The sequence below is a fragment of the Serratia marcescens genome, assembly GCF_001902635.1.
Taxonomy (GTDB): Bacteria; Pseudomonadota; Gammaproteobacteria; order Enterobacterales; family Enterobacteriaceae; genus Serratia; species Serratia marcescens_F.
On record NZ_MJAO01000001.1, the window covers coordinates 180,868 to 205,541 of the forward strand.

Annotated in this window: 19 protein-coding genes; 6 read left to right on the forward strand and 13 right to left on the reverse strand. The window is 57.8% G+C overall.

What is annotated here, in order from left to right:
• Positions 1 to 84 precede the first annotated feature (84 nt).
• Together BHU62_RS00895 and BHU62_RS00900 are read right to left on the reverse strand one after the other, a co-directional pair.
• A complete protein-coding gene (locus tag BHU62_RS00895; protein WP_004928241.1) occupies positions 85 to 306 on the reverse strand; it encodes a cold-shock protein in 222 nt (73 codons plus the stop codon).
• Between the two features lie 222 nt (positions 307 to 528).
• Positions 529 to 738, reverse strand: a complete 210-nt coding sequence (locus BHU62_RS00900; protein WP_019454537.1) for a cold shock domain-containing protein — start codon at positions 736 to 738, stop codon at positions 529 to 531.
• 525 nt (positions 739 to 1,263) lie between these two features.
• On the opposite strand from BHU62_RS00900, the gene BHU62_RS00905 reads away from it, so the two are divergent.
• Entirely contained in the window at positions 1,264 to 2,670 is a 1,407-nt protein-coding gene (locus BHU62_RS00905) for a VOC family protein (protein ID WP_073528713.1), read from the forward strand.
• A gap of 2 nt (positions 2,671 to 2,672) precedes the next feature.
• Here BHU62_RS00905 and lpxK read toward each other — a convergent pair whose 3' ends face one another.
• The 9 genes from lpxK to ansB form a co-directional block, all read right to left on the reverse strand.
• On the reverse strand, positions 2,673 to 3,653 hold the full coding sequence (lpxK, locus tag BHU62_RS00910) for a tetraacyldisaccharide 4'-kinase (protein WP_073528714.1): 981 nt from the start codon (positions 3,651 to 3,653) through the stop codon (positions 2,673 to 2,675).
• Entirely contained in the window at positions 3,653 to 5,401 is a 1,749-nt protein-coding gene (gene msbA, locus BHU62_RS00915) for a lipid A ABC transporter ATP-binding protein/permease MsbA (RefSeq protein ID WP_073528715.1), read from the reverse strand. The genes lpxK and msbA overlap by 1 nt, the downstream gene beginning before the upstream one ends.
• Before the next feature lie 35 nt (positions 5,402 to 5,436).
• Complete coding sequence (locus BHU62_RS00920; RefSeq protein ID WP_078061985.1) at positions 5,437 to 7,707, reverse strand: ComEC family protein; 2,271 nt, start codon at positions 7,705 to 7,707, stop codon at positions 5,437 to 5,439.
• 275 nt (positions 7,708 to 7,982) lie between these two features.
• Positions 7,983 to 8,267: an integration host factor subunit beta gene (ihfB, locus tag BHU62_RS00925; protein WP_004928264.1), complete on the reverse strand. Its 285-nt coding sequence runs from the start codon at positions 8,265 to 8,267 to the stop codon at positions 7,983 to 7,985.
• Positions 8,268 to 8,329: 62 nt separating this feature from the next.
• Complete coding sequence (gene rpsA, locus BHU62_RS00930; protein ID WP_004928267.1) at positions 8,330 to 10,003, reverse strand: 30S ribosomal protein S1; 1,674 nt, start codon at positions 10,001 to 10,003, stop codon at positions 8,330 to 8,332.
• 184 nt (positions 10,004 to 10,187) lie between these two features.
• Positions 10,188 to 10,877, reverse strand: coding sequence for a (d)CMP kinase (gene cmk, locus BHU62_RS00935; RefSeq protein WP_073528717.1), 690 nt, complete (start codon positions 10,875 to 10,877; stop codon positions 10,188 to 10,190).
• Between the two features lie 265 nt (positions 10,878 to 11,142).
• On the reverse strand, positions 11,143 to 12,429 hold the full coding sequence (gene aroA, locus BHU62_RS00940) for a 3-phosphoshikimate 1-carboxyvinyltransferase (RefSeq protein WP_073528718.1): 1,287 nt from the start codon (positions 12,427 to 12,429) through the stop codon (positions 11,143 to 11,145).
• A gap of 114 nt (positions 12,430 to 12,543) precedes the next feature.
• Positions 12,544 to 13,629: a 3-phosphoserine/phosphohydroxythreonine transaminase gene (serC, locus tag BHU62_RS00945; RefSeq protein WP_049200401.1), complete on the reverse strand. Its 1,086-nt coding sequence runs from the start codon at positions 13,627 to 13,629 to the stop codon at positions 12,544 to 12,546.
• 302 nt (positions 13,630 to 13,931) lie between these two features.
• Positions 13,932 to 14,978 carry an L-asparaginase 2 gene (gene ansB, locus BHU62_RS00950; RefSeq protein ID WP_073528719.1) on the reverse strand — a complete coding sequence of 349 codons (1,047 nt, stop codon included), beginning with the start codon at positions 14,976 to 14,978 and terminating at the stop codon, positions 13,932 to 13,934.
• 148 nt (positions 14,979 to 15,126) lie between these two features.
• On the opposite strand from ansB, the gene ycaO reads away from it, so the two are divergent.
• The 4 genes from ycaO to pflA all read left to right on the forward strand — a co-directional run bounded on the left by ycaO (position 15,127) and on the right by pflA (position 21,573).
• A complete protein-coding gene (gene ycaO / locus BHU62_RS00955; RefSeq protein ID WP_073528720.1) occupies positions 15,127 to 16,890 on the forward strand; it encodes a 30S ribosomal protein S12 methylthiotransferase accessory factor YcaO in 1,764 nt (587 codons plus the stop codon).
• A 464-nt stretch (positions 16,891 to 17,354) separates the two neighbouring features.
• Positions 17,355 to 18,215, forward strand: coding sequence for a formate transporter FocA (gene focA / locus BHU62_RS00960; RefSeq protein WP_073528721.1), 861 nt, complete (start codon positions 17,355 to 17,357; stop codon positions 18,213 to 18,215).
• Between the two features lie 54 nt (positions 18,216 to 18,269).
• Positions 18,270 to 20,552 (forward strand): formate C-acetyltransferase, encoded by a 2,283-nt coding sequence (pflB, locus tag BHU62_RS00965; protein WP_073528722.1) that lies wholly within the window; start codon positions 18,270 to 18,272, stop codon positions 20,550 to 20,552.
• 280 nt (positions 20,553 to 20,832) lie between these two features.
• Positions 20,833 to 21,573, forward strand: coding sequence for a pyruvate formate lyase 1-activating protein (pflA, locus tag BHU62_RS00970; protein ID WP_073528723.1), 741 nt, complete (start codon positions 20,833 to 20,835; stop codon positions 21,571 to 21,573).
• A gap of 48 nt (positions 21,574 to 21,621) precedes the next feature.
• Here pflA and BHU62_RS00975 read toward each other — a convergent pair whose 3' ends face one another.
• Positions 21,622 to 22,773 carry an MFS transporter gene (locus tag BHU62_RS00975; protein ID WP_073528724.1) on the reverse strand — a complete coding sequence of 384 codons (1,152 nt, stop codon included), beginning with the start codon at positions 22,771 to 22,773 and terminating at the stop codon, positions 21,622 to 21,624.
• A 163-nt stretch (positions 22,774 to 22,936) separates the two neighbouring features.
• Here BHU62_RS00975 and BHU62_RS00980 point away from each other — a divergent pair, with 163 nt between their 5' ends.
• Positions 22,937 to 23,302: a DUF1801 domain-containing protein gene (locus BHU62_RS00980; protein WP_073528725.1), complete on the forward strand. Its 366-nt coding sequence runs from the start codon at positions 22,937 to 22,939 to the stop codon at positions 23,300 to 23,302.
• Between the two features lie 63 nt (positions 23,303 to 23,365).
• Here the strand turns inward: BHU62_RS00980 and serS are convergent, their stop codons facing one another.
• The gene (gene serS / locus BHU62_RS00985) at positions 23,366 to 24,658 is read right to left on the reverse strand and encodes a serine--tRNA ligase (protein ID WP_073528726.1); all 1,293 of its coding nucleotides are present in this window, start codon (positions 24,656 to 24,658) and stop codon (positions 23,366 to 23,368) included.
• Positions 24,659 to 24,674: the final 16 nt, after the last annotated feature.

Sequence of the window (24,674 nt, forward strand, 5' to 3'; positions counted from 1 at the left end):
CTGATAATAGTGGATATCGAGGGATTTATCTTCGCCAGTGCTTGCGGGTGGCGGCACCGGCACTGGCGAGGAAGGAGGGTGCGATCAGAACGCGATAACGTCTGCCGCGGACAGCCCATGCGAGCTGCGGTAGATCGAGAACTCAACGTTCTGACCTTCGTTCAGCGACTTATTTTTGGTGTTGGCGATAGCGTTGCGATTGACATAGATTTCGTCGCTGCCATCTACCGGTGAAATAAAACCATAGCCTTCGGCCTGATTAAACCATTTCACGCGGCCCATTTTTAACACAGTATTTTTAAACATAACTTATATCCTTTTACTTGAGCATCCTTGACAACGTCATTTTTTATATTGTCTGGACGCTACCAGCCCATCCTAAAGTTTTTCGTAACAAACCTCTCGTGAGCAAAAAAATAAAAAACCCGCACTAAGGCGGGCTTGTTGAACTTAATATCTTCCGCATGACTCAGCGCTGAGGCGTTACCATGGTTGTATTAAGATCTTTTATACGCGTGACCTGTATTCTTACAGAGCAACTACGTTGGCGGCAGCCGGCCCGCGCGGGCTGTCCTGGATGGTGTACTCGACGCGCTGGCCTTCAGCCAGGGTCTTGAAACCGTCGGTCATGATTGCGGAGAAGTGTACGAATACATCTTTGCCGCCGTCGTTCTGCTCAATGAAACCAAAACCTTTGCTTTCGTTGAACCACTTAACCTGACCAGTCTTCTTAGACATTACATTTACCTTTAAATATATTTACAAAACCTGCCATAAGAGGCAATTTGGGCCGTTTCAGAAACATTACTTATGGGAGGTACTTAGAAGGTTCGTCTTTGAAGCGGAATCGGATGATAACGTTTTTGGAGGAACTGCTTAACTCTAAACTCGAACATAAATAGGTCTGGATTACAGGCCGACTTGCATTTACTCATAAAAATGATGAATGCACAAGTGGTTTGTTGCATTAAATTTGCCTTTACGCTGCATTTATTTTTATCCTCATGAATATACATGAATTAATTTACCGTTCATCACCGGTAATCCCCTGCGGCTCTCCCCTGGCCAGGGCGCCGCTCGCCCGTGAGTGCGCCGCAAATGAGAGCTAACGCATAAAACTCTAATATGCTTGGTGCGCCTATAACAAATCCCAAATCAGATGGCTAAACTTGAGGGGAAAACAAGGCAGACGGCTTTTTCGCCAGCACTTTTGCCGCTAAAAACACTATTTTTCAGATTATGCTGAATCAAGGAGCTATGCGCATGACCGCCCAGCAGTTCGTTTCACCTAATGAAATCCGCGCCAGATTCTCTCACGCGATGTCGGACATGTACCAAAAGGAGGTACCGCTGTACGGCGATCTGCTGGAACTGGTGGCGGAAACCAACCGACAGGTGCTGCGCGAAGATGCCGCACTGGCTCATCAACTGCAAATCACCGGCGAGATCGCGCGTTTGGCCATGGAGCGCCACGGCGCCATCCGGGTCGGCACCGCGGACGAGCTGGCGACCCTGCGCCGCCTGTTCCGGGTGATGGGGATGTCGCCGGTGGGCTATTATGACCTGTCGGTGGCGGGCGTTCCCGTACACTCCACCGCTTTCCGCGCCATTCACGAAGACGCATTGCAGATCAGTCCATTCCGCGTATTTACCTCCCTGCTGCGCCTGGAGCTGATAGAAGATCCTGCGCTGCGAGAACTGGCCGAGCGCCTGCTGGCGCGCCGTCGTATCTTTACCGATCGCGCGCTGGAACTGATCGCGCTGCAGGAAACGCAAGGCGGATTGAATGAAGTGCAAGCGCAGGAGTTCGTCGAACAAGCGCTGGAAACCTTCCGCTGGCATAACCGGGCAACGGTCAGCACCGAGGAGTATCGGCAGTTGCACGATCAGCATCGCCTGATCGCTGACGTGGTGGCGTTTAAAGGGCCGCATATCAACCACCTGACGCCACGCACGCTGGATATCGATCGCGTTCAGCAGGCGATGCCCGGCCGTGGCATTACGCCCAAGGCGGTCATCGAAGGCCCGCCGCGCCGCCGCCGTGCGATCCTGCTGCGCCAGACCAGTTTCAAGGCGCTGGAAGAAAGCGTCGATTTCGTTGAACGCGACGGCCATGCCGTTACCGGTCACCATACCGCTCGCTTTGGCGAAATCGAACAGCGCGGCGTAGCGCTGACGCCTAAAGGCCGCGAGCTTTACGACCGTCTGCTGCAAGCCACCAACGATGCGCTGCAGGCACCGCCGAGCGAGAAGAATGCCGAGCGCTACTATCAACTGCTGGAGGAAAACTTCCGGGCGTTTCCAGATGATTACGCCACGCTGCGCGAGCAACAGCTGGCCTGGTTCCGCTATTTCCCAACCGAGTGCGGCCTGGCGGCCAAAGAGTCAATGGATAAGCACAGCACCCTGGAGCAACTGATCGAGCAAGAACACGTTCGCTTCCAACCGCTGGTGTATGAAGATTTTCTGCCGGTCAGCGCAGCGGGGATTTTCCAGTCGAATTTGGGGGACAGCCGCCATGCGCAGTACAACGCGGCCTCCAGCCGGGCAGCCTTTGAACAAGCGTTGGGCAGTGCGGTGATCGACGAGCTGGCGCTGTATCAGCAAACTCAGCAGCGTTCGCTGGAAGCCTGCGCGCAAGCCCTGGGGCTTGCCGCGCTGGCACCCTGAGGTTATTTAGCCAGCAGGGATTCGATATCCTGCAGCAGTTGCTCAGCCTGATCGGACGGTAGCACCGCATCAACCGGCAGATACCACCAATTAGGCTGGGCAAAGGCACGGCACTTCACCGCGTCCTTCTCCGTCATCAGCAACGTTTGTTCTGCAGACGTCAGAGCCGCAAGCTGCGATTGCTGATATTCCTGATGGTCGGCAAACGCCACTTCCTGTATGACCTCGACGTTCAACTTTTCCAGCGTAGCGAAGAAGCGCGGCGGATGGCCGATACCCGCCATCGCCACCACGCGTGGCAACGCCGCCGCCGGGCGGCGCTCGCCGCTGAGCAGGTTCACCGCTTCACGCGCCTGCAGACGCATGGCGATCTCCCCGGCCTGTGCCACGCCGCCGTTGGCGATGCGCGCATCGACGCTGTCAAGCCGTGTGGCGCGTTCGCGCATCGGCCCCGCGGGCAGCCACCAGCCGTTGCCGAAACGACGCACGCCGTCGATCACCACCAGTTCAAAATCACGCTGTAAAGCATAGTGCTGCAAGCCGTCATCGGTAATGATCACATCCAACGGCTGCTGTTGCAGCAAGGCCTGTACCGCCTCGGCTCGCTTGGGCGCGATCGCCACGGGCGCGCCGGTGCGTTGATAAATCAGCACCGGCTCATCGCCCGCCTCGCGGGTCGAGGTACTCTGGCTGAGCACCAGGGGATAGACCGCCGACTTGCCGCCGTAGCCGCGCGACACCACGCCAACGCGATAGCCCCGCTGCTGCAGGTGTTCCACCAGCCAGATCACCATCGGCGTTTTGCCGTTGCCGCCGGCGGTGAGGTTGCCCACCACCACCACCGGCACCGGCGCGCGCCAACTTTTCCGCAGGCCGCAACGGTAACTGAGGCGGATCAACCCGCTAAACAGACCATACAGCCAGGAAAGCGGCAGCAGCGCCAGATAGAGCAACGAGCCGCCGGACCAGATGCGCTCAATCATTATTGGCCAAACTGCATGCGGTGCAGCTGCGCATAGGCGCCCTGCCGTTCGAGCAACTCGGCGTGCTCGCCGCGCTCGACGATACGGCCGTCTTCCACCACCAGAATTTCGTCCGCCTTCTCAATGGTCGACAGGCGGTGAGCGATCACCAGCGAAGTGCGATCCTTCTGCAGCTCGTCCAGCGCCGCCTGAATGGCGCGTTCAGACTCGGTATCCAGCGCGGAGGTGGCCTCATCCAGGATCAGGATCGGGCAGTCGCGCAGCAGCGCACGCGCGATGGCGATGCGCTGGCGTTGGCCGCCGGACAACATCACGCCGTTTTCACCGATCACCGTATCCAGGCCGTTTTCCATCTTGTTGATGAAGTCCATCGCGTACGCCATTTCGGCCGCTTTCTCAATCTGCTCGCGGCTGTATTCGCTCTCGCGCGCATAGGCGATGTTGTTGGCGATGGTGTCGTTGAACAGGTGCACGTTTTGCGAGACCAGAGCCACCTGATTACGCAGTGAGGCCAGGGTGTATTCACGCAGATCGTGGCCATCCATCAGGATTTCGCCTTCCTGAATATCGTAGAAGCGCGTCAACAGGTTGGCGATGGTGGATTTCCCCGAACCGGAACGGCCCACCAATGCGACGGTCTTGCCTTCGGCGATTTTCAGGTTGATATCACGCAGCGCCGGTGTTTCTTTGGACGGGTAGTAGAAGGTGACGTTGCGGAATTCGATATCGCCTTTCGCACGCGCCACTTCGCGGGTACCGGTGTCTTTTTCCTGCTCCATATCCAAAATGGAGAACAGCGTCTGACAGGCCGCCATCCCGCGCTGGAACTGGGCATTGACGTTGGTCAGCGACTTCAGCGGACGCATCAGCGCAATCATCGACGAGAACACCACGGTAATGGTACCGGCGGTCAGAGTTGACATCACGCTTGGGAAGCTGGCAGCAAACAGCACGAACGCCAGCGCCAACGAAGCGATCAGCTGAATGATCGGATCGGAAATGGAAGACGCGGAGACCAGTTTCATGCCCTGTTGACGCATGCGGTTGCTGACCGAGTTAAAGCGCTCGGTTTCCACCTGCTGGCCGCCGAAGATCAGCACTTCTTTATGGCCTTTCAGCATCTGTTCGGCGCTGGTGGTCACCTGCCCCATGGTGTTCTGCATGTTCTTGCTGATGTTGCGGAAACGCTTGGACACCAGGCGAATGGCGATGGAAACGATCGGCGCCAGCACGATCAGGATCACCGACAGCTGCCAGCTGTAGTAGAACATCATGATGAACAGGCCAATGATCGAGGCCCCTTCACGCACCACGGTCACCAGCGCGCTGGAAGAGGAGGAAGCCACCTGCTCGGAATCATAGGTAATGCGCGACAGCAGCGTCCCGGTGGACTGCTGATCGAAGAAGGCCACCGGCATTCTCATCATGTGGCCAAACAGGCGGCGGCGCATTTGCATCACCACCATGCCGGAAACCCAGGAAATGCAGTAGCTTGAAACAAAGCTGGTCACGCCGCGCATCAGCATCAGCGCAATCACCGCCAGCGGCATCCACACCAGCACGCTGCTGTCGGTTTTTCCAAACCCATCGTCCAATAGCGGTTTAAGCAGAGACAGCATCAGCGTGTCCCCCGCTGCGTTCATAATCAACGCAATGGCGGCCACAATCAGCCCGGTCTTAAAAGGAGTGATCATCGGCCAGAGTCGACGGAATGTCTGCCAGGTCGAGAGATCTTTATCATTCATCATGCAAATACCAGCATCGGAAGAAATAGCGGCCTATTTTACTCATTATCGCCCTCTACGCCAAACCGCTGATGGTACCAACGGGGCATTAATTGTTCGCGAAAGCCTTTAATTTGCCAATCGTTGTCGAAAAAAAGTACCGATAACTGGCCGGAGCGCGTCGTATCGCGCCATGTAATGCCATTTGCCCGGTATCTGGCGACCACTTTACGCGCCGGCAATCGCCATTTGTTGTAACGAGATGCTGACGCCAGCGCCACCTCCGGATTGACCGCGCGCAGAAACGGCGGCGTCGAAGACGTTCTGCTGCCATGGTGCCCCACCTGCAATACCGTGGCCGCTAAACGGTCGCGCCGCAATCGAATCAGCTGTGCCTCCGCCTTCTTTTCCGCGTCGCCGGTGAGCAGCAGGCTGTATTTACCGTCGTCGATACGGATCACACAAGAGTCGTCATTGACCGGCCTTTTGAGCGTTTTCGGCGGCCACAACACTTCGAACTGCAACGACTGCCAGCGCCAACGCTCGCCGGCGACGCAGGGCAAGTGCCCTTCCCCGCGGATCGGGCTGCGCACTGTAGCCAGTGGAAATGCTCGCCGCATCGTCGGCAGCCCGCCGATATGATCGAGATGTGCATGGCTGATAATGATCTGTTCCAGTTCAATACCCCGCCAGTTCAGCATCGGTAAAATATGCCGCTCGGCGGCGCTGCCTGCAGGCCAACGATCGCCGGTGTCGTACAATATTCCCTTGCCGTTCTGCTCGATCACCACCGCCAGGCCGTGCCCGACATCGAGCATATCGACTCGCCAGCGATAATCCGATTCTTTTCCCCGCCACAGCAGGCAGCATATCGCGATCGCCGCCAGCCCCGGCGCATAGAGCCACCACCAATGAAAGCGCCAACATATGACGATTAACCATCCCGCTGCGCTGGCCAACAGCGAGGCGGCGCCCAAATCCACCCAACCGCGCTGCAGGTAATTCAGCGGAACAAACACCCATGACAGAGTGAGATCCGCCAACCACCAAAGCCCGTAACTTAATGAGGGGAAGAAGCCGCACATCACCGCCAGCAAAATTAACGGCACCGTCACCAACGAGACGATGGGCACCGCCCACAGGTTGGCGGGCAGTGAGGCCAGCGTCAGCCCCAGGAACAATGCGGCCTGCATCGGCACCAGCAGCAACGTCATGCCCAGCTGAATATGCAGCCAGCGCACCGGCGCCCAATACCAGGCTGCACGAAATCGTTCGCCGAGCGGCGCCCATTCAAACCAAAAAATCAGGCAACCTACCGCCAGCACCGACAGCCAGAAGCTGTCCGACAATACCGCCAGCGGATCGCACAGCAAAATCAGCCCGACGCACCACAACCACACCTGCCAGGCGGAGCAATGTACGCCGCGCAGGCGCAGCAACATCCATAAGGTCATCGCCAATGCGGTACGTACCGCCGGCGGCTGAGCGCCCACCAGCCAAACATAGGCCAGCGTCGCCAGCCAGCCTGCGATCAGCGGAAAACGATAGCCAATCAAATGGGCGGGAAGAAAAAATTGCAGCGCGCGCAGCACCGCCCAAAACAAGATGGCGACCATTGCCACATGCAGCCCCGAGATGGCCATCAGGTGAGCAATGCCGGTTTTCAGCATCAGCGTGCGCAAAGCCTGCTCCAGTGCGGTTCGCTCACCAAACGCCAGCGCCAGCAACACCGCCTTGTAACGCAATTCACCGATGTTGGTTTCCGCATGGCTGATTATGCGCTGGCGCAGGCCGCAATCGCCCGCCAGCAAACGAGCCTGCCTGACCTGCGCGGTCAAGGGTTGGCGCTGCGCGATTGCCCAACGCTGGCTGTCAAAGCCGCCTTCATTGAGCTTGCCGTGCACCGGCCGCAAACGCAGTTTCAACTGCCAACGCTGCCCGGCGCATAACCGCTGCTGTTCTGGGGCCCACGTCGTGGTAAACGCCAGCGCAGGCACCAACCAATGGCCGTCGACCCGCTCGATGCGCATCAGCGTCTGCTTACTGACAGCAGGCTCTAGAGCGACGCTGTTCACCTGCACCACCGCCGTTACCTCCGGCATGCGGCTTAGGCGCTCCATTTGCCCTATTAGGCTCCCGGCGTTGAAAACCGCCCATATGAATCCCAATCCCAGACAGGCCAAATAACGGCAAAGCGGCCAACGAGTGCGCAGCAGTAAACAGGCGACAAACAGCATCGGCCACAGCAGCCATGGCTCAGGTAGCTGCGGCAAAACCAGCAGCGGCAGGATGCCGCAGATAACGGCGAATATCGCCAGATCCAGCGAAATTTTGATCGCTCTTCTCCCATCGGCTCCACCATGAGCAAAAACGCGTCACGGCAGGCAAACAGGATCATTCAGGCGACATGTCGCCGCCAGCGGGCTTTAACGAGGATGCGGTGAACATGGCAGGATAAGAGAAGCCTATGCAGCAGCCACACCGCAAATGCGGCGCAGTACGCAATTCACAAGCGTATCGCGGAGATCGCAGGCGAAAAAAAACGGCGCCTTAAAGGCACCGTTTTATATTCTTTACAAGCAACAACGCTATGAGCAGTCAGCGACTAGCCATAGATATTGGCGCGGTCACGCAACTCTTTACCTGGCTTGAAGTGAGGAACGTACTTGCCGTCCAACTCAACTTTATCACCGGTTTTCGGGTTGCGACCTACACGCGGGGCACGGTAGTGAAGAGAAAAACTGCCGAATCCGCGGATCTCAATGCGTTCGCCCTCGGCCAGCGTAGCGGCCATGTGCTCAAGCATCTCTTTCACTGCATCCTCAACGGCCTTCGCCGGAATATGAGATTGCTGGCCAGCAAGTCTTTCAATAAGTTCAGACTTGGTCATAGTACCTCCAAGCTTTGCAGCTAAACTACCGTATCGGGGCGGTCAGAGACCGCCCCCCGTCATTACTCGCCTTTAGCCGCTTTGAAAGCTTCAGCCATTGCGTTAGAGAAGTTGCCTTCTTCCTGTTTGTTGTTAACAGTAGCGATGGCGTCTTTCTCGTCAGCTTCGTCCTTAGCACGCACGGACAGGCTTACAACGCGGTTCTTACGGTCAACGCCGGTGAATTTAGCTTCAACTTCGTCACCTACGTTCAGAACCAGAGTTGCATCTTCAATGCGGTCGCGAGAGGCTTCAGATGCACGCAGGTAACCTTCTACGCCGCCTGCCAATTCAACTGTAGCACCTTTGGCGTCAACTGCAGTGACTTTACCAGTAACAATAGCACCTTTCTTGTTCATAGACAGGTAGTTATTGAACGGGTCTTCAGCCAGCTGCTTCACGCCCAGGGAGATACGCTCGCGCTCTGCGTCAACTTGCAGAACAACCGCTGCGATTTCGTCGCCTTTCTTGTATTCACGTACTGCTTCTTCGCCTGCAACGTTCCAGGAGATGTCAGACAGGTGAACCAGGCCGTCGATGCCGCCGTCCAGGCCGATGAAGATACCGAAGTCAGTGATAGACTTGATTTTACCTTCAACGCGGTCGCCCTTGTTGTGGGTTTCTGCGAACTGCTGCCATGGGTTGGATTTGCACTGCTTCAGGCCCAGGGAGATACGACGACGTTCTTCATCGATGTCCAGAACCATCACTTCCACTACGTCGCCCACGTTAACAACTTTGGACGGATGGATGTTTTTGTTGGTCCAATCCATTTCAGAAACGTGTACCAGACCTTCAACGCCTTCTTCGATTTCTACGAAGCAGCCGTAATCAGTCAGGTTGGTTACACGACCAGTCAGCTTGGTGCCTTCTGGGTAACGTTTCGCGATAGCAACCCATGGATCTTCGCCCAGCTGTTTCAGGCCCAGGGATACACGAGTACGCTCGCGGTCGAACTTCAGCACTTTAACAGTGATTTCATCGCCAACATTGACGATTTCGCTTGGGTGCTTAACGCGTTTCCAAGCCATGTCAGTGATGTGCAGCAGGCCGTCTACGCCGCCCAGATCAACGAATGCACCGTAGTCAGTGAGGTTCTTAACGATACCTTTAACTTCCATGCCTTCCTGCAGGTTTTCCAGCAGTTGATCGCGCTCAGCGCTGTTCTCGGATTCGATAACCGCACGGCGAGAAACGACAACGTTGTTGCGCTTCTGATCCAGCTTGATGACTTTGAACTCAAGCTCTTTGCCTTCCAGGTGCAGAGTGTCACGTACCGGACGCACGTCAACCAGGGAACCTGGCAGGAACGCGCGGATGCCGTTCAGCTCGACGGTGAAGCCACCCTTCACTTTGCCGTTGATAACACCGGTTACAGTCTCAGCTTCTTCGTAAGCTTTTTCCAGCGTGATCCAAGCTTCGTGACGCTTAGCTTTCTCACGGGACAGCAGGGTTTCACCGAAGCCGTCTTCAACAGCATCCAGAGCAACGTCAACTTCGTCACCAACCTGGATTTCCAGCTCGCCCTGGGCGTTTTTGAATTGCTCAGCCGGGATGGCAGACTCAGATTTCAGACCGGCGTCAACCAGTACGATATCTTTGTCGATAGCAACAACTACGCCACGAACGATGGAACCCGGGCGGGTTTCGATTTCTTTTAAGGATTCTTCAAAGAGTTGAGCGAAAGATTCAGTCATGTTGTTAATCTTCAGGGTTCTTTAGTTTAACGTCCATTTAGCGTCCCGCCGAATGGGGTTGTTTCACATACCCCGCCATTGGCTCCATGCCGACAGGGTTTCAGGTTACAGGGGTAAAATTTTACCCGATATATTGCGATACCGCTATGACAAATATGACAAAAAGCCAATAGCGCCGCCGCGCTTATTGCTGCGGCAACGCCAATACTTTCTGTGCATACGCCAACGCCTGCCGGATCACTTCTTCGATCGACATGCTGGTAGAATCCAGCACAAGGGCGTCGGAAGCGGGCACCAGAGGCGCGATAGGCCGATTACGGTCACGGTCGTCCCGTTCCTTTATCTCGGCTAAAAGACGTTCAAAGTTAACATTAAAGCCTTTCTCCTGCAACTGCAGCATGCGGCGGTGCGCGCGCTCCTCCGAGCTGGCGTCGAGGAAAATCTTGACCGGCGCGTCCGGGAACACCACCGTGCCCATATCGCGGCCATCGGCAATCAGGCCAGGCGCCTCGCGAAATGCGCGCTGGCGGCGCAGCAGCGCCTCGCGCACGCGCGGAAACGCCGCAGCTTGTGACGCGGTGTTGCCGACGGTTTCGGTGCGGATCTCATTGCTGACGTCCTCACCTTCCAAAATCACCTGCAGCTTGCCGTCGTGGGCAACGAAGCGAACATCGAGATGTGCGGCCAGCGGAACCAGCGCTTCCTCAGAAGTGATATCCACCTGATGATGCAACGCCGCCAGTGCCAGCACGCGATAGATCGCGCCGGAATCCAGCAAACGCCAACCAAGGGACTCGGCCAACGCTTTACACAACGTGCCTTTACCTGCGCCACTTGGTCCATCAACGGTTATCACCGGGGCTGTAGCCGTCATTTCTCTCTCCTTCAGGTAGAAAACCTCACAGAGACACGGCCGGCTTCGGCTCGAAGCCCACGCGCCGCCATCTCTGTCATCTGCCCAATCGGGGCAAATACGGTGGCGTATTATACGCTGCCCTACGGCGATCTGTTACCCTGGAACTGTCCGGTTGTTGAAAATAAGCGCACAACCGCGAAAAAGTATAGAAGAAACGCCGGTCGCCAAGCGCTAAAAACGATAAAGGCCCGCAAAGGGGCCTTAAAAGAAACGATTTGACGGATTACGCCGGCTGGCTGATGCGCGCCAACTGTTCAAAATAGTCTGGGAAGGTTTTCGCGGTGCACTTCGGATCGAGAATGGTGACCGGGGTATCCGACAACGCCACCAGCGAGAAGCACATCGCCATGCGGTGATCGTTGTAAGTGCCAATCTCGGCGAACTGCAGTTTAGCCGGCGGCACAACGTGAATGTAGTCTTCGCCTTCATCCACTTCCGCACCCACTTTGCGCAATTCGGTGGCCATCGCCGCCAGGCGGTCGGTCTCTTTCACCCGCCAGTTGTAGATATTGCGGATGGTGGTCGGCCCCTCGGCGAACAGCGCCGCGGTGGCAATGGTCATCGCCGCGTCCGGGATGTGGTTCATGTCCATGTCGATGCCGCGCAGCTCACCGCGGCTGCACTCGATGAAGTCGTCGCCCCAGGTGATGCGCGCGCCCATTTTCTCCAGCACGTCGGCGAACTTGGTGTCGCCCTGCACGCTTTTGCGACCGATGCCGGTCACGCGCACGGTGCCGCCTTTGATCGCCGCCGCCGCCAGGAAGTAAGAGGCGGAAGAAGCGTCGCCCTCAACCAGGTAATCCCCCGGCGCGCGATAAGTCTGACGGCCCTCAATGTGGAACACCCGGTAGTTGTCGTGACTTACCGCCACGCCGAAGGTACGCATCAGATGCAGCGTGATGTCGATATACGGTTTGGAGACCAGCTCGCCCTTGATGTGGATCTGCGTATCCTGCGGCGCCAGCGGCGCGGTCATCAGCAGCGCGGTCAAGAACTGGCTGGAGACGCTGCCGTCGACGGTAACGTCGCCGCCCTGGAAACCGCCCCGCAGGCGAATCGGCGGGTAATCGGCCTGCTCGAGGTAATCAATTTGCGCCCCGCCCTGACGCAACGCGTCTACCAGATGGCCGATCGGGCGCTCTTTCATGCGCGGCTCGCCGGTCAACACCACGTCGCCGGCGCCTAGGCACAGCGCCGCCGCCAACGGGCGCATCGCGGTGCCGGCGTTGCCGAGGAACAGTTCCAGCGGCTGAGCGGCCACCAGCGGCCCGGCCACGCCGGTCACTTCGCACACGGTGCGATCGGCGGAAAGCTGATAGTTCACGCCCAACGCCTGCAGCGCGTTCAGCATATGACGCACGTCGTCGCTGTCCAGCAGGTTGGTCAGCCGGGTCGTGCCTTCCGCCAGCGCCGCCAGCAGCAGAGCGCGGTTAGAAACGCTCTTGGAGCCGGGTAAGTTGACGGTGCCATTGACCAAAGCGACCGGGTGTAACGTCAGGGAATCCACCATGTGAACAAAACTCTCCAATTCTGATAAACGAAACGGCTCCGGGATAATGCCGGAGCCGCTTTAATGCAAAAGGACAACAGCCTGGGGCAGCCCGCGCCTGGCGAGCTGCCGGGATCAACCGTGACGACGTTCGAAGTCGGCCATGAAGTCGGTCAACGCCTGCACGCCGGCCAGCGGCATGGCATTGTAAATAGAAGCACGCATGCCGCCAACTACCCGGTGGCCTTTCAGCGCCTGCAGGCCGATGGCCTCGGCTTCGCTGAGGAACACCTTGTCCAGCGCCGCATCGGCCAGCTGGAACGGCACGTTCATCCAGGAGCGGTTGGCGATCGCCACCTGGCTGCGGTAGAAGTCGGATTTATCGATGGTCGCGTACAGCAGCTCGGCCTTGGCCTGGTTGCGTTTCTGCATCTCCACCAGGCCGCCCTGCTCTTTCAGCCATTTGAACACCAGCCCGGACAGGTACCAGGCGAAGGTCGGCGGGGTGTTGAACATTGAGTCGTTCTCGGCCAACACGGTGTAGTCGAGGATAGACGGTACTTCTTTGCGCGCTTTGCCCAGCAGATCGTCGCGCACGATCACCAGCGTCAGGCCGGCCGGGCCGATATTTTTCTGCGCGCCGGCGTAAATCACGCCGAAGCGGCTGACGTCGAGCGGGCGGGACAGGATGGTCGAGGAGTAATCGCCGATCACCACTTTATCGCCGAAGTCCGGCGTTTCATCGATGGCCACGCCGTCGATGGTCTCATTCGGGCAGTAATGTACATAAGCCGCGTCGTCGCTGAGCTGCCACTCTTTCATCGGCTTGATGCCGCTCAGGCCATCGATGCGGGTTTTTACGTCGATGACGTTCGGAACGCAATATTTCTCCGCTTCCTTGATGGCGCTGTGCGCCCAATAACCGCCGTCGATATAGTCGGCGGTGGCCTTGTCGCCCAGTAGGTTCAGCGGCAGCGCGGCGAACTGCGCGCGGGCACCGCCGTGGCAGAACAGCACTTTATAGTTGGAGGGGACTTTCAGCAGATCGCGCAGATCCTGTTCCGCCTGCTCGGCAACGGCGATGAATTCTTTGCTGCGGTGGCTGATCTCCATCACTGACGTTCCCAGGCCGTGCCAGTTGCACAGTTCCTGTTCCGCACGACGCAATACTTCCACCGGCAGCATCGCCGGGCCAGAGCTAAAATTATAAACCTGAGTCATTTCCCCTCACCACATTCACTGTTCGCCGCAGAAAAGCGACCTGTCGAAAAGACGCCCGAAGTTAACGTTCGCGTTAACCAACCCTTCGGTTTTATCACTCACGCCCCATGGCTGCAACGCTTATTCGCCCGTCAGCGGCAAACGGTCGCGCCGGGCGATGACAGGCTCTGCGGCCGTCGCCATTTTTTGGACGATAAAACCCTGCGACATGGGGAAATTCAGCGGGTTAACGCGGTGTTTTATGCTGTATTCAGCCGAGATGGCTGCGGGAGCCCAACCAGCCCCCGCAGGATAAGAAACGATCAGTACTGATTGAACATCTGCTGGATCTGTTTCGCGTCTTTGGTTTGCGTCAACGCCAGCTGCAGCAGAATGCGCGCTTTTTGCGGATTCAGCGTACCGGCGGCGACGAAGCCGTACTTGGCGTCGTCCACTTCCGCATCCTCGGTGGTGGCGCCGGTCGGCACGCGCGAAGAGCGCACCACCGCCACGCCGTTGTGCGCCGCCGTCGCCAGGGTGTCGAACACCGTTTTATACAGGTTGCCGTTGCCGACCCCGGCGCTGACAATGCCCTGATACCCTTCGGCGATCAGCGCCTTGGCCGGCGCATCGGAGGCGTTGGCGTAGTTGTAGATAATGCCGACCTTCGGCAATTCGCTCAGCTTGCTGACGTCGAACGGCGTCTCGCGGGTGTGCTTGCGCTGCGGCGAACGTTGATAGTCGATCTTGCCGTTGTGGATATACCCCAGCGGGCCAAAGTTCGGTGACTGGAAGGTCTGCACGGCAGTAGTGTTGGTCTTGGTGACGTCGCGCGCGTCCAGCACGCTGTCGTTCATCGCCACCAGCACCCCGCGGTTGGCCGATTGCGGGTCCGCCGCCGTCACCACCGCGTTATACAGGTTGAACGGGCCGTCGGCGCTCATTGCCGTCGCCGGTCGCATCGCCCCCACCAGTACCACCGGCTTGTCGCACTTCACCGTCAGGTCGAGGAAATAGGCCGTTTCTTCCAGCGTATCGGTGCCGTGGGTAATGACGAAACCATCGGTCTTGCCGCAGTCGGCGTCAATTTTTTTCGCCAACGTCAGCCAGACCTGATCGTTCATGTCCTGCGAGCCAATGTTCACCACCTGCTCCCCCTGCACGTTGGCGATATTCTTCAGCGCCGGCACCGCATCGACCAGCGCTTCGACGCCCAGTTTGCCCGCGGTATAGTTGGATTTGGTCGCCGAATCGCCGCCGCCGGCGATGGTGCCGCCGGTGGCCAGCAGGGTGATGTTGGGCAGCGCCAGCGCCGAGGCGCTAACACCGGTCAACAAGAGGGTTAACACGCTGAGTTTCACTGATTTCATTAGATTTCTCCGTGACAGATAACTCGCTGAATTATGGCCTTTATCCTTAAAAAAACTGTGACTTTGCCGCCGCTTTAGGAATACGTGGAGCTCCGGCGTAAAACCCCGTATCATTGCGCGTTTTTAGTACGCGCAAAAAGTGAAGACAATGACGCAAACTTTTATCCCCGGTAAAGACGCCGCCCTGGAAGACTCCATCGCCCGTTTCCAGCAGAAACTGAGCGATCTCGGTTTCAACATCGAAGAAGCCTCCTGGCTGAACCCGGTGCCGCACGTGTGGTCGGTGCACATTCGCGATCGCGATTGCCCGCTGTGCTTCACCAACGGCAAAGGCGCCAGCAAAAAAGCCGCGCTGGCCTCGGCGCTGGGTGAATATTTCGAGCGCCTGTCCACCAACTACTTCTTCGCCGATTTTTATCTGGGCCAGCAGATCGCCGAAGGCGACTTCGTGCATTACCCGAATGAAAAATGGTTCCCGATCCCTGAGGACGACGCACTGCCGGCCGGCATCCTCGACGAGCGCCTGCACGCCTTCTACGATCCGCAGCAAGAGCTGAGCGCCAGCGATCTTATCGATCTGCAATCCGGCAACGGCGATCGCGGCATCTGCGCGCTGCCGTTTACCCGTCAGTCCGACCAGCAAACCGTGTACATCCCGATGAACATCATCGGAAATCTGTATGTTTCCAACGGCATGTCCGCCGGCAACACCGCCAACGAAGCGCGCGTGCAGGGCCTGTCGGAAGTGTTCGAGCGCTATGTGAAAAACCGCATCATCGCCGAATCCATCAGCCTGCCGGCGATCCCGGACGAGGTGCTGAACCGCTATCCGGGCGTGGTTGAAGCCATCGCCAAGCTGGAAGAGGAAGGTTTCCCGATCCTGTCCTATGACGCCTCGTTGGGCGGCAACTACCCGGTGATCTGCGTGGTGCTGTTCAACCCGACCAACGGCACCTGCTTCGCTTCATTCGGTGCGCACCCGGACTTCGGCGTGGCGCTGGAGCGCACGGTGACCGAACTGCTACAGGGCCGCAGCCTGAAAGATCTCGACGTGTTCACCGCGCCGACCTTCGATGACGAAGAAGTGGCGGAACACACCAACCTGGAAACGCACTTCATCGACTCCAGCGGCCTGATCTCCTGGGATCTGTTCAAGCAGGACGCGGATTACCCGTTTGTCGACTGGAACTTCAGCGGCAGCACGCAGGAAGAGTTCGCCACCCTGATGAGCATCTTCGACAAAGAAGACGCGGCAGTGTACATCGCCGACTACGAGCACCTGGGCGTTTACGCTTGCCGCATCATTGTGCCGGGCATGTCCGATATTTATCCGGCGGAAGACCTGCTGCTGGCCAACAACAGCATGGGCGCGCACCTGCGCGACACGCTGCTGGCGCTGCCGGGCAGCGAGTGGGAACCGGAAGAGTATCTGGCGCTGATCGAGCAGTTGGACGACGAAGGGCTGGACGATTTTACCCGCGTACGTGAACTGTTGGGCATCGCCAGCGGCAAAGACAACGCCTGGTATACCCTGCGCGTGGGCGAACTGAAGTCGATGCTGGCGCTGGCGGGCGGCGATCTGGATCAGGCGCTGATCTGGACCGAATGGACGCAGGACTTCAACGCCTCCGTGCTGAGCCCGGCGCGCAGCAATTACTACCGCTGCCTGCAAACGCTGCTGCTGCTGGCGCAGGAGCCTGAGCGCGAAGCGGCGCAGTACTATACCGCGTTCGTGAAGATGTACGGCCAGGAAGCGGTTGACGCGGCCTCTGCCGCCATCAGCGGTGAAGAGCGCTTCAACGGTCTGTTCGCCATCGATGCCGATCTGAAGGCGCTGCCGGCCCACCAGGCGCTGCTGGCGGCCTACGAAAAGCTGCAGGCGGCCAAACGCCGTCACTGGGCCAAGGCCTAAGCATCATCATCAGGGGATACTGCCACTTTGGGAGTACCCCCTTGGGTAAACGCCGCAATCCGTTGCGGCGTTTTCATTTTTGCGGTTTATTTCAACGCATTCGGTTTTATTTTCTCACCGGAAAATAGGCGGTTAAACGAGCATAAGAATAAATAAACCGTCAATTGTTGCCGGACGGTGAAATAATAATTAACCGATAATTAAACTTTCAGCGACGAGCGGAGACAAAACGCCTAAAAATTTAACTTTTCCCAGTCTCACCTACCCGGCAAATTCAAAAAAATTTGCAAACATTAAAAAAATGTTTTTCATTTAAAATCAAATAGATAATACAAAAAACCACACAAAAAACACGCCATTTTGCCGCTTTACTTCCCCGCCTTATGATCCAAATCAAATTTTCCCCTATACTGCTTTGCTAGTATCTCATTGCGTTGTTTTAACCCTTAAGAGCGAGAGTTAGTTTGAAAACTGACAGCCCCTTCGATCTGATTTTACCTGCGGCAACGGCGAAAATCGCTGAGGATGCCGGCGTGTATAAAGCCACCAAACATCCGCTGAAAACGTTTTATTTGGCGATCACCGCCGGTGTCTTCATTTCCATCGCCTTCGTCTTCTACATCACGGCGACCACCGGCACCGCCGGCGTGCCTTTCGGGCTGGCGAAACTGGTCGGCGGCATCTGTTTCTCTCTCGGGTTAATGCTGGTGGTGGTGTCGGGCGCCGACCTGTTCACCTCTACCGTGCTTATCGTCATCGCCAAGGCCAGCGGCCGCATCAGCTGGGGCCAGCTGGGTGCCAACTGGCTGAACGTTTATCTCGGCAACCTGGTCGGCGCGCTGTTCTTCGTAGCGCTGATCTGGTTCTCCGGCGAGTATATGGTCGCCAACGGCCAGTGGGGCCTGAATGTCCTGCAAACCGCGGACCACAAGCTTCATCACACCTTTATCGAAGCCGTGTGCCTCGGCATTCTGGCTAACCTGATGGTCTGCCTGGCGGTCTGGATGAGCTACTCCGGCCGCACCCTGACCGACAAGATGCTCGCCATGGTGCTGCCGGTCGGCATGTTTGTCGCCAGCGGCTTCGAACACAGCATTGCCAACATGTTTATGATCCCTATGGGCATCGTGGTCAAACACTTCGCCACGCCGGAGTTCTGGCAAGCCGTAGGGGCGGTACCTGAGCAATTCGCTCATCTGACAGTAAGCAACTTCATTATCGACAACCTGATTCCGGTCACTATCGGCAACATCATCGGTGGCGGTCTGCTGGTTGGGTTGACTTACTGGGTAATTTATCTGCGCGGGGCGCGCGAACAGCACTAAGCTGTGAGTGACCCCACGCAGAGTTAGAAATCCACAATCAAAGGTAGGTGTACAATGACCGAACTTAACGAGAAATTAGCCAACGCTTGGGAAGGTTTCAGCAAGGGTGACTGGCAGAATGAAGTCAACGTTCGTGACTTCATCCAGAAAAACTACACGCCTTATGAGGGTGACGAAGCCTTCCTGGCCGGCGCGACTCAAGCCACCACCACCTTGTGGGACAAGGTTATGGAAGGGATCAAACTGGAAAACCGCACTCACGCGCCAGTTGATTTCGACACCAACGTTGCTGCAACCATCATTTCTCACGACGCAGGTTACATCGCCAAAGAGCTGGAAACCATCGTGGGTCTGCAGACCGACGCCCCTCTGAAACGCGCACTGATCCCGTTCGGCGGCATCAAAATGGTCGAAGGTTCGTGCAAAGTTTACGGCCGCGAGCTGGATCCGCAGCTGAAGAAAGTGTTCACCGAATACCGTAAAACCCACAACCAGGGCGTGTTCGACGTTTACACCAAAGACATCCTGAACTGCCGCAAATCCGGCGTACTGACCGGCCTGCCAGACGCCTACGGCCGCGGCCGTATCATCGGTGACTATCGCCGCGTTGCGCTGTACGGGATCGACTTCCTGATGGCCGACAAGCTGAACCAGTTCAAATCGCTGCAGGAAAAACTGGAAAACGGCGAAGATCTGGAAATGACCATCCAGCTGCGCGAAGAGATCGCTGAACAGCACCGCGCTCTGGCTCAGATCAAAGAGATGGCCGCCAAATACGGCTACGACATCTCCGGCCCGGCCACCAACGCGCAAGAAGCGGTACAGTGGACCTACTTCGGCTACCTGGCCGCGGTGAAATCCCAGAACGGCGCCGCCATGTCCTTCGGCCGCGTGTCCACCTTCCTCGACGTGTTCATCGAACGCGACATCAAGGCGGGCAAACTGACCGAAGAACAAGCGCAGGAGCTGATCGACCACCTGGTAATGAAACTGCGTATGGTGCGCTTCCTGCGTACCCCTGAGTACGATGAGCTGTTCTCCGGCGACCCAATCTGGGCGACAGAGTCCTTGGCCGGTATGGGCGTTGACGGCCGTACTCTGGTCACCAAAAACAGCTTCCGCTTCCTGAACACCCTGTACACCATGGGGCCGTCTCCGGAGCCGAACATGACCATTCTGTGGTCTGAGAAGCTGCCGCTGAACTTCAAGAAATTCGCGGCGAAAGTGTCCATCGACACCTCTTCCGTTCAGTACGAAAACGACGACCTGATGCGCCCTGACTTCAACAACGATGACTACGCCATCGCTTGCTGCGTCAGCCCGATGATCGTCGGCAAACAAATGCAGTTCTTCGGCGCCCGCGCCAACCTGGCGAAAACCATGCTGTACGCCATCAACGGCGGCGTTGACGAAAAACTGAAAATGCAGGTCGGCCCGAAAGAAGCACCGATGATGGACGAAGTGCTGGACTATGACAAAGTCATGGCGCGCATGGACCACTTTATGGATTGGCTGGCCAAGCAGTACGTGACCGCGCTGAACATCATTCACTACATGCACGACAAGTACAGCTACGAAGCTGCACTGATGGCGCTGCATGACCGTGACGTTTATCGCACCATGGCTTGCGGCATCGCCGGTCTGTCGGTTGCTGCCGACTCCCTGTCCGCCATCAAGTACGCGAAAGTCACCACCATTCGCGACGAAGACGGCCTGGCTGTCGACTTCAAAGTGGAAGGCGAGTATCCGCAGTTCGGTAACAACGACGCTCGCGTCGATGACATCGCCTGCGACCTGGTGGAACGTTTCATGAAGAAAATTCAGAAACTGCGCACCTACCGCAATGCGGTACCGACTCAGTCCGTACTGACCATCACCTCCAACGTGGTGTACGGTAAGAAAACCGGTAACACCCCGGATGGCCGCCGCGCAGGCGCACCATTCGGCCCAGGTGCCAACCCGATGCACGGCCGCGACCAGAAAGGCGCAGTAGCCTCCCTGACTTCGGTAGCCAAACTGCCGTTTGCCTACGCGAAAGACGGGATCTCCTACACCTTCTCCATCGTGCCTAACGCGCTGGGTAAAGACGACGACGTGCGTAAAGCCAACCTGGCGGGCCTGATGGATGGTTACTTCCACCATGAAGCCTCCATCGAAGGCGGCCAGCACCTGAACGTCAACGTGATGAACCGCGAAATGCTGCTGGATGCGATGGAAAACCCTGAGAAATACCCTCAGCTGACCATCCGCGTTTCCGGTTACGCCGTGCGCTTCAACTCGCTGACCAAAGAACAACAGCAGGACGTCATTACTCGTACCTTCACTCAAACGATGTAATACGCCAACCGGGCGGGAAACCGCCCGGTGCCAACGTCAGGGCCGGTTCTGCCGGCCCTTTTCTCCCACCGCTCTCCCCTGACTCTGTAGAGTCTGTTTTGCCGGACATCTATACTAGATGGATAGCCGGCAAAACAGTTATCCGGCAACTGACCGGCCGACAGGCATCATTACCCCCGGTGGCGGGCTCACCCCGCCACTGCATCGCAGATACCTGGCCGGCGGCCACGCGCCTATTTTTAGACTGCGTTTGACAGTCAATATTGGAGAGAACCCCGCAATGTCAGTAACTGGCCGTATCCACTCCTTTGAATCCTGCGGTACCGTCGATGGGCCCGGGATCCGCTTTATCGTATTCTTCCAGGGCTGCCTGATGCGCTGCCTCTATTGCCATAACCGCGACACCTGGGACACCCACGGCGGCAAGGAAGTGACCGTCGAAGAGCTGATGAAAGACGCGGTGGCCTATCGCCACTTCATGAACGCCTCCGGCGGCGGCGTGACCGCGTCCGGCGGCGAAGCGATCCTGCAGGCTGAATTCGTGCGCGACTGGTTCCGCGCCTGCCACGCCGAAGGCATCAACACCTGCCTGGACACCAACGGCTTCGTGCGCCGCTACGACCCGGTGATCGACGAACTGCTGGACACCACCGATCTGGTGATGCTGGATCTGAAACAGATGAACGACGACATCCACCAGAATCTGGTCGGCGTCTCTAATCACCGCACGCTGGAATTCGCCCGCTATCTGGCAAAGCGCAACCAGCGCACCTGGATCCGCTACGTGGTGGTGCCGGGTTGGTCAGACGACGACCAGTCGGCGCACCTGCTGGGCGAGTTCACCAAGGATATGACCAACATCGAGAAAATCGAGCTGCTGCCCTACCACGAACTGGGCAAGCACAAATGGATTGCGATGGGAGAAGAGTACAAGCTGGACGGCGTACACCCGCCGAAGGCCGAGACCATGGATCGCGTCAAAGGCATTCTGGAAAGCTACGGCCACAAAGTCATTTACTGATTGGCGCAGCGCCAAAGAAAAACCGGCTCATGGCCGGTTTTTTTATGCTCAGGCGGCGGCGAACGGCGTGTGGTGGTGATCCGGCTTCTGCTTCTTCAGCAGCATCAGCAGATAGACCAGTGCCACGGCGGCGATCATCACGAACAGCACGCGGTCGGAGTAGTTTTGCATCAGCAGCGCCGTCATCGATGGGCCCAGCAGGCTGCCGATGGTGTAACTCATCAGCAGCGCTTGGTTCATCGCCACCAGCTCGTGCGGCAGCGCCTTCTCACAAGCCCAGGACATCGCCACCGGATACAGGGTAAACCCGGCGCAGCCGAGAATGAACAGCGAAGGCGCCATGGCGTAGTTGCTGAGCATCGCCATGCTGGCGAGGATCACCACGAACACCTGAATGCGCAGCACCAGCAGGCGCCCGTAGCGATCGGCCAGGCGCCCGACCGGCCATTGGCCGACGATGCCGGAGCTGACCAGCAGCGCCATCCAGTAACCGACGTTGGCGTCGCTCATACCCTGATGGGAGAGGTACAGCGGCATCAGGCCGTACAGCGAACCGAGCACGATGCCGGAGATAATGCAGCCGTTGATGCCCAGGCGCGCGCTGCGGCGTTTCAGCATCGACCACACCGCCGCCTGCTGCGGCTCGTCCTCATGGCGGTTGACCCGGGCGAACAGCATCGGCAGCATGGCGCTGATCACGATAGCGGTCACCCACGGCACCACGTGCAGCAATTCGGTTGAGGTCATGCTCAACAGCAATTGGCCGGTCACCGTACCGAGGTAATAAACGATCATATAGGCTGCCAGCAGCTGGCCGCGGTTGCTCAGGTTACCGCTGCGCAACAGCGCGCTCTCCACGATCACCCAAATCCAGGCGCAGCCGACGCCGGCGAAGAAGCGCCAGCCCAGCCAGCTCCAGAAGTCGATCGACAGCACCATGCCGGCGGTCGCGGCGGCGAACACCAGGCAAGAGAGATGATAGCTGCGGGTAAAGCCGACGCGCTGGATCAGCTTGCCCGCCACCAGCGTGCCCAACAGGTTGCCGCTGAAATAAGAGGAACTGACCATTCCCACCTGCCAGGTTGACAGCTGAGCATGGCTTAACCAAAGAGGCACTAACGTATTCAAAACGGCAATGGATACCGTAAGCAGCAACAGGCCGCAGAGCAGCAGAAGCACTGGGCGGGAGTATGCGGACATAGTGAAATTGTGACCGAACGCGCAATGAGAGTGCGCGCATCATGCCACTGGCGATAAAAAAGTCAATCGCCTCTTATCATTCCACCGCACGATTTGTTTCCGGCTAATCAGCTGAAAAAACGCTATGCTCAGCGCAGCGCGGATTTGACGATGGAGAAACAAGATGAGTCAGGCAAATGATGCGGCGGTAGAAGCCCTGCTGGCGGACATCGGCAGCACGCACGGCGAGCTGCTGGCTATCGTGCAACAGGTGCGCCGGGTGGTTGCGGCGAGCGGCAATGGCGTCACCGAGTCAGTAAAATACGGCGGTATCATGTTCTCACATACCCAGTTTTTCTGCGGCGTTTTCACCTATCGTAACCACGTCACGGTGGAGTTCGGTCAGGGCTACCGATTGGAAGATCGCCATCGGCAGCTCGAAGGCGGCGGCCAATATCGGCGGCATATCAAGCTCCACTCGCCCGCCGAGGTGAAAAGCAAATATCTGGCGGACTATGTCAGCCAGGCTTATGCGCTGGCGCTAGGCTGAGTAAACCCGAACGAACCGGCATAAAAAAGCGCCCGCAGGCGCTTTTTTCTCATGGTTTGCCATTCAGCCGATGAATTCCAGGCCGCCCATGTAAGGGCGCAGCACTTCAGGCACCTGAATGCGACCGTCGGCCTGCTGATAGTTTTCCAGCACCGCCACCAGCGTGCGGCCTACCGCCAGGCCAGAGCCGTTCAGGGTGTGAACCAGACGCGGTTTCTTGTCGGCTTTGCTGCGGCAACGTGCCTGCATGCGACGAGCCTGGAAATCCCACATGTTGGAGCAGGACGAGATCTCGCGGTAGGTGTTCTGCGCCGGCAGCCACACTTCCAGATCGTAGGTCTTGCACGCGCCGAAGCCCATGTCGCCGGTGCACAGCAGCACCTTGCGGTAAGGCAGGTTCAGCAGTTGCAGCACTTTCTCCGCGTGGCCGGTCAGCTCTTCCAGGGCATCCATCGAATCTTCTGGACGGACGATCTGCACCATCTCGACCTTGTCGAACTGGTGCATGCGGATCAGACCACGGGTATCGCGGCCGTAAGAACCGGCTTCTGCACGGAAGCATGGCGTGTGCGCGGTCATTTTCAGCGGCAGAGATTCCTCTTCCACGATTTCGTCGCGCACCAGGTTGGTCAGCGGTACTTCCGCCGTTGGGATCAGCGCGTAGTTGCTGCTGTCCGCTTCTTCTTCCAGCGGGCGGGTATGGAACAGATCTTCGCCGAACTTCGGCAGCTGGCCGGTACCGTACAGCGTGGCGTGGTTGACCAGGTAAGGCACGTAGGCCTCCAGGTAGCCATGCTGCTCGGTGTGCAGATCCAGCATGAACTGGGACAGCGCGCGGTGCATGCGGGCGATTTGCCCTTTCATCACCACGAAGCGCGAACCGGTCAACTTAACCGCGGCGGCAAAATCCAGCCCGCCGGCCATTTCACCCAGATCGACGTGATCGCGCACCGCGAAGTCGTACTGGCGTGGTTCGCCCCAGCGGGTGACTTCCAGGTTTTCGCTGTCGTCTTTACCGTCTGGCACGGCGTCGTCCGGCAGGTTAGGCAGCGTCAGAGCGTAATCGCGGATCTCGCTTTGCAACGCATCCAGCGCCGCCTTGGCGGCATCCAGCTTGTCACCCAGCTCGTTCACTTCGCGACGCAGCGGCTCGATGTCTTCCCCACGCGCTTTGGCCGCACCGATGGATTTCGATCGGGAGTTGCGTTCCGCTTGCAGCGTTTCAGTTTCTACCTGCAGAACTTTGCGGCGTTCTTCCTGCGAACGCAGCAGATCCAGATCGAGTTTAAAGCCTCGGCGAGCCAGTTTGACGGCGACTGCGTCTAGCTCATTACGCAGCAGATTGGGATCGAGCATGCTAATCCTGTGCTTG

Excerpts from the sequence above, each read along its gene's own strand:
- BHU62_RS00895 (WP_004928241.1), bottom strand. The coding sequence starts at position 306 with ATGTTTAAAAATACTGTGTTAAAAATGGGCCGCGTGAAATGGTTTAAT.
- BHU62_RS00900 (WP_019454537.1), bottom strand. The coding sequence starts at position 738 with ATGTCTAAGAAGACTGGTCAGGTTAAGTGGTTCAACGAAAGCAAAGGT.
- BHU62_RS00905 (WP_073528713.1), top strand. The coding sequence starts at position 1,264 with ATGACCGCCCAGCAGTTCGTTTCACCTAATGAAATCCGCGCCAGATTC.
- lpxK (WP_073528714.1), bottom strand. The coding sequence starts at position 3,653 with ATGATTGAGCGCATCTGGTCCGGCGGCTCGTTGCTCTATCTGGCGCTG.
- msbA (WP_073528715.1), bottom strand. The coding sequence starts at position 5,401 with ATGATGAATGATAAAGATCTCTCGACCTGGCAGACATTCCGTCGACTC.
- ihfB (WP_004928264.1), bottom strand. The coding sequence starts at position 8,267 with ATGACCAAGTCTGAACTTATTGAAAGACTTGCTGGCCAGCAATCTCAT.
- rpsA (WP_004928267.1), bottom strand. The coding sequence starts at position 10,003 with ATGACTGAATCTTTCGCTCAACTCTTTGAAGAATCCTTAAAAGAAATC.
- cmk (WP_073528717.1), bottom strand. The coding sequence starts at position 10,877 with ATGACGGCTACAGCCCCGGTGATAACCGTTGATGGACCAAGTGGCGCA.
- aroA (WP_073528718.1), bottom strand. The coding sequence starts at position 12,429 with ATGGTGGATTCCCTGACGTTACACCCGGTCGCTTTGGTCAATGGCACC.
- serC (WP_049200401.1), bottom strand. The coding sequence starts at position 13,629 with ATGACTCAGGTTTATAATTTTAGCTCTGGCCCGGCGATGCTGCCGGTG.
- ansB (WP_073528719.1), bottom strand. The coding sequence starts at position 14,978 with ATGAAATCAGTGAAACTCAGCGTGTTAACCCTCTTGTTGACCGGTGTT.
- ycaO (WP_073528720.1), top strand. The coding sequence starts at position 15,127 with ATGACGCAAACTTTTATCCCCGGTAAAGACGCCGCCCTGGAAGACTCC.
- pflB (WP_073528722.1), top strand. The coding sequence starts at position 18,270 with ATGACCGAACTTAACGAGAAATTAGCCAACGCTTGGGAAGGTTTCAGC.
- pflA (WP_073528723.1), top strand. The coding sequence starts at position 20,833 with ATGTCAGTAACTGGCCGTATCCACTCCTTTGAATCCTGCGGTACCGTC.
- BHU62_RS00975 (WP_073528724.1), bottom strand. The coding sequence starts at position 22,773 with ATGTCCGCATACTCCCGCCCAGTGCTTCTGCTGCTCTGCGGCCTGTTG.
- BHU62_RS00980 (WP_073528725.1), top strand. The coding sequence starts at position 22,937 with ATGAGTCAGGCAAATGATGCGGCGGTAGAAGCCCTGCTGGCGGACATC.
- serS (WP_073528726.1), bottom strand. The coding sequence starts at position 24,658 with ATGCTCGATCCCAATCTGCTGCGTAATGAGCTAGACGCAGTCGCCGTC.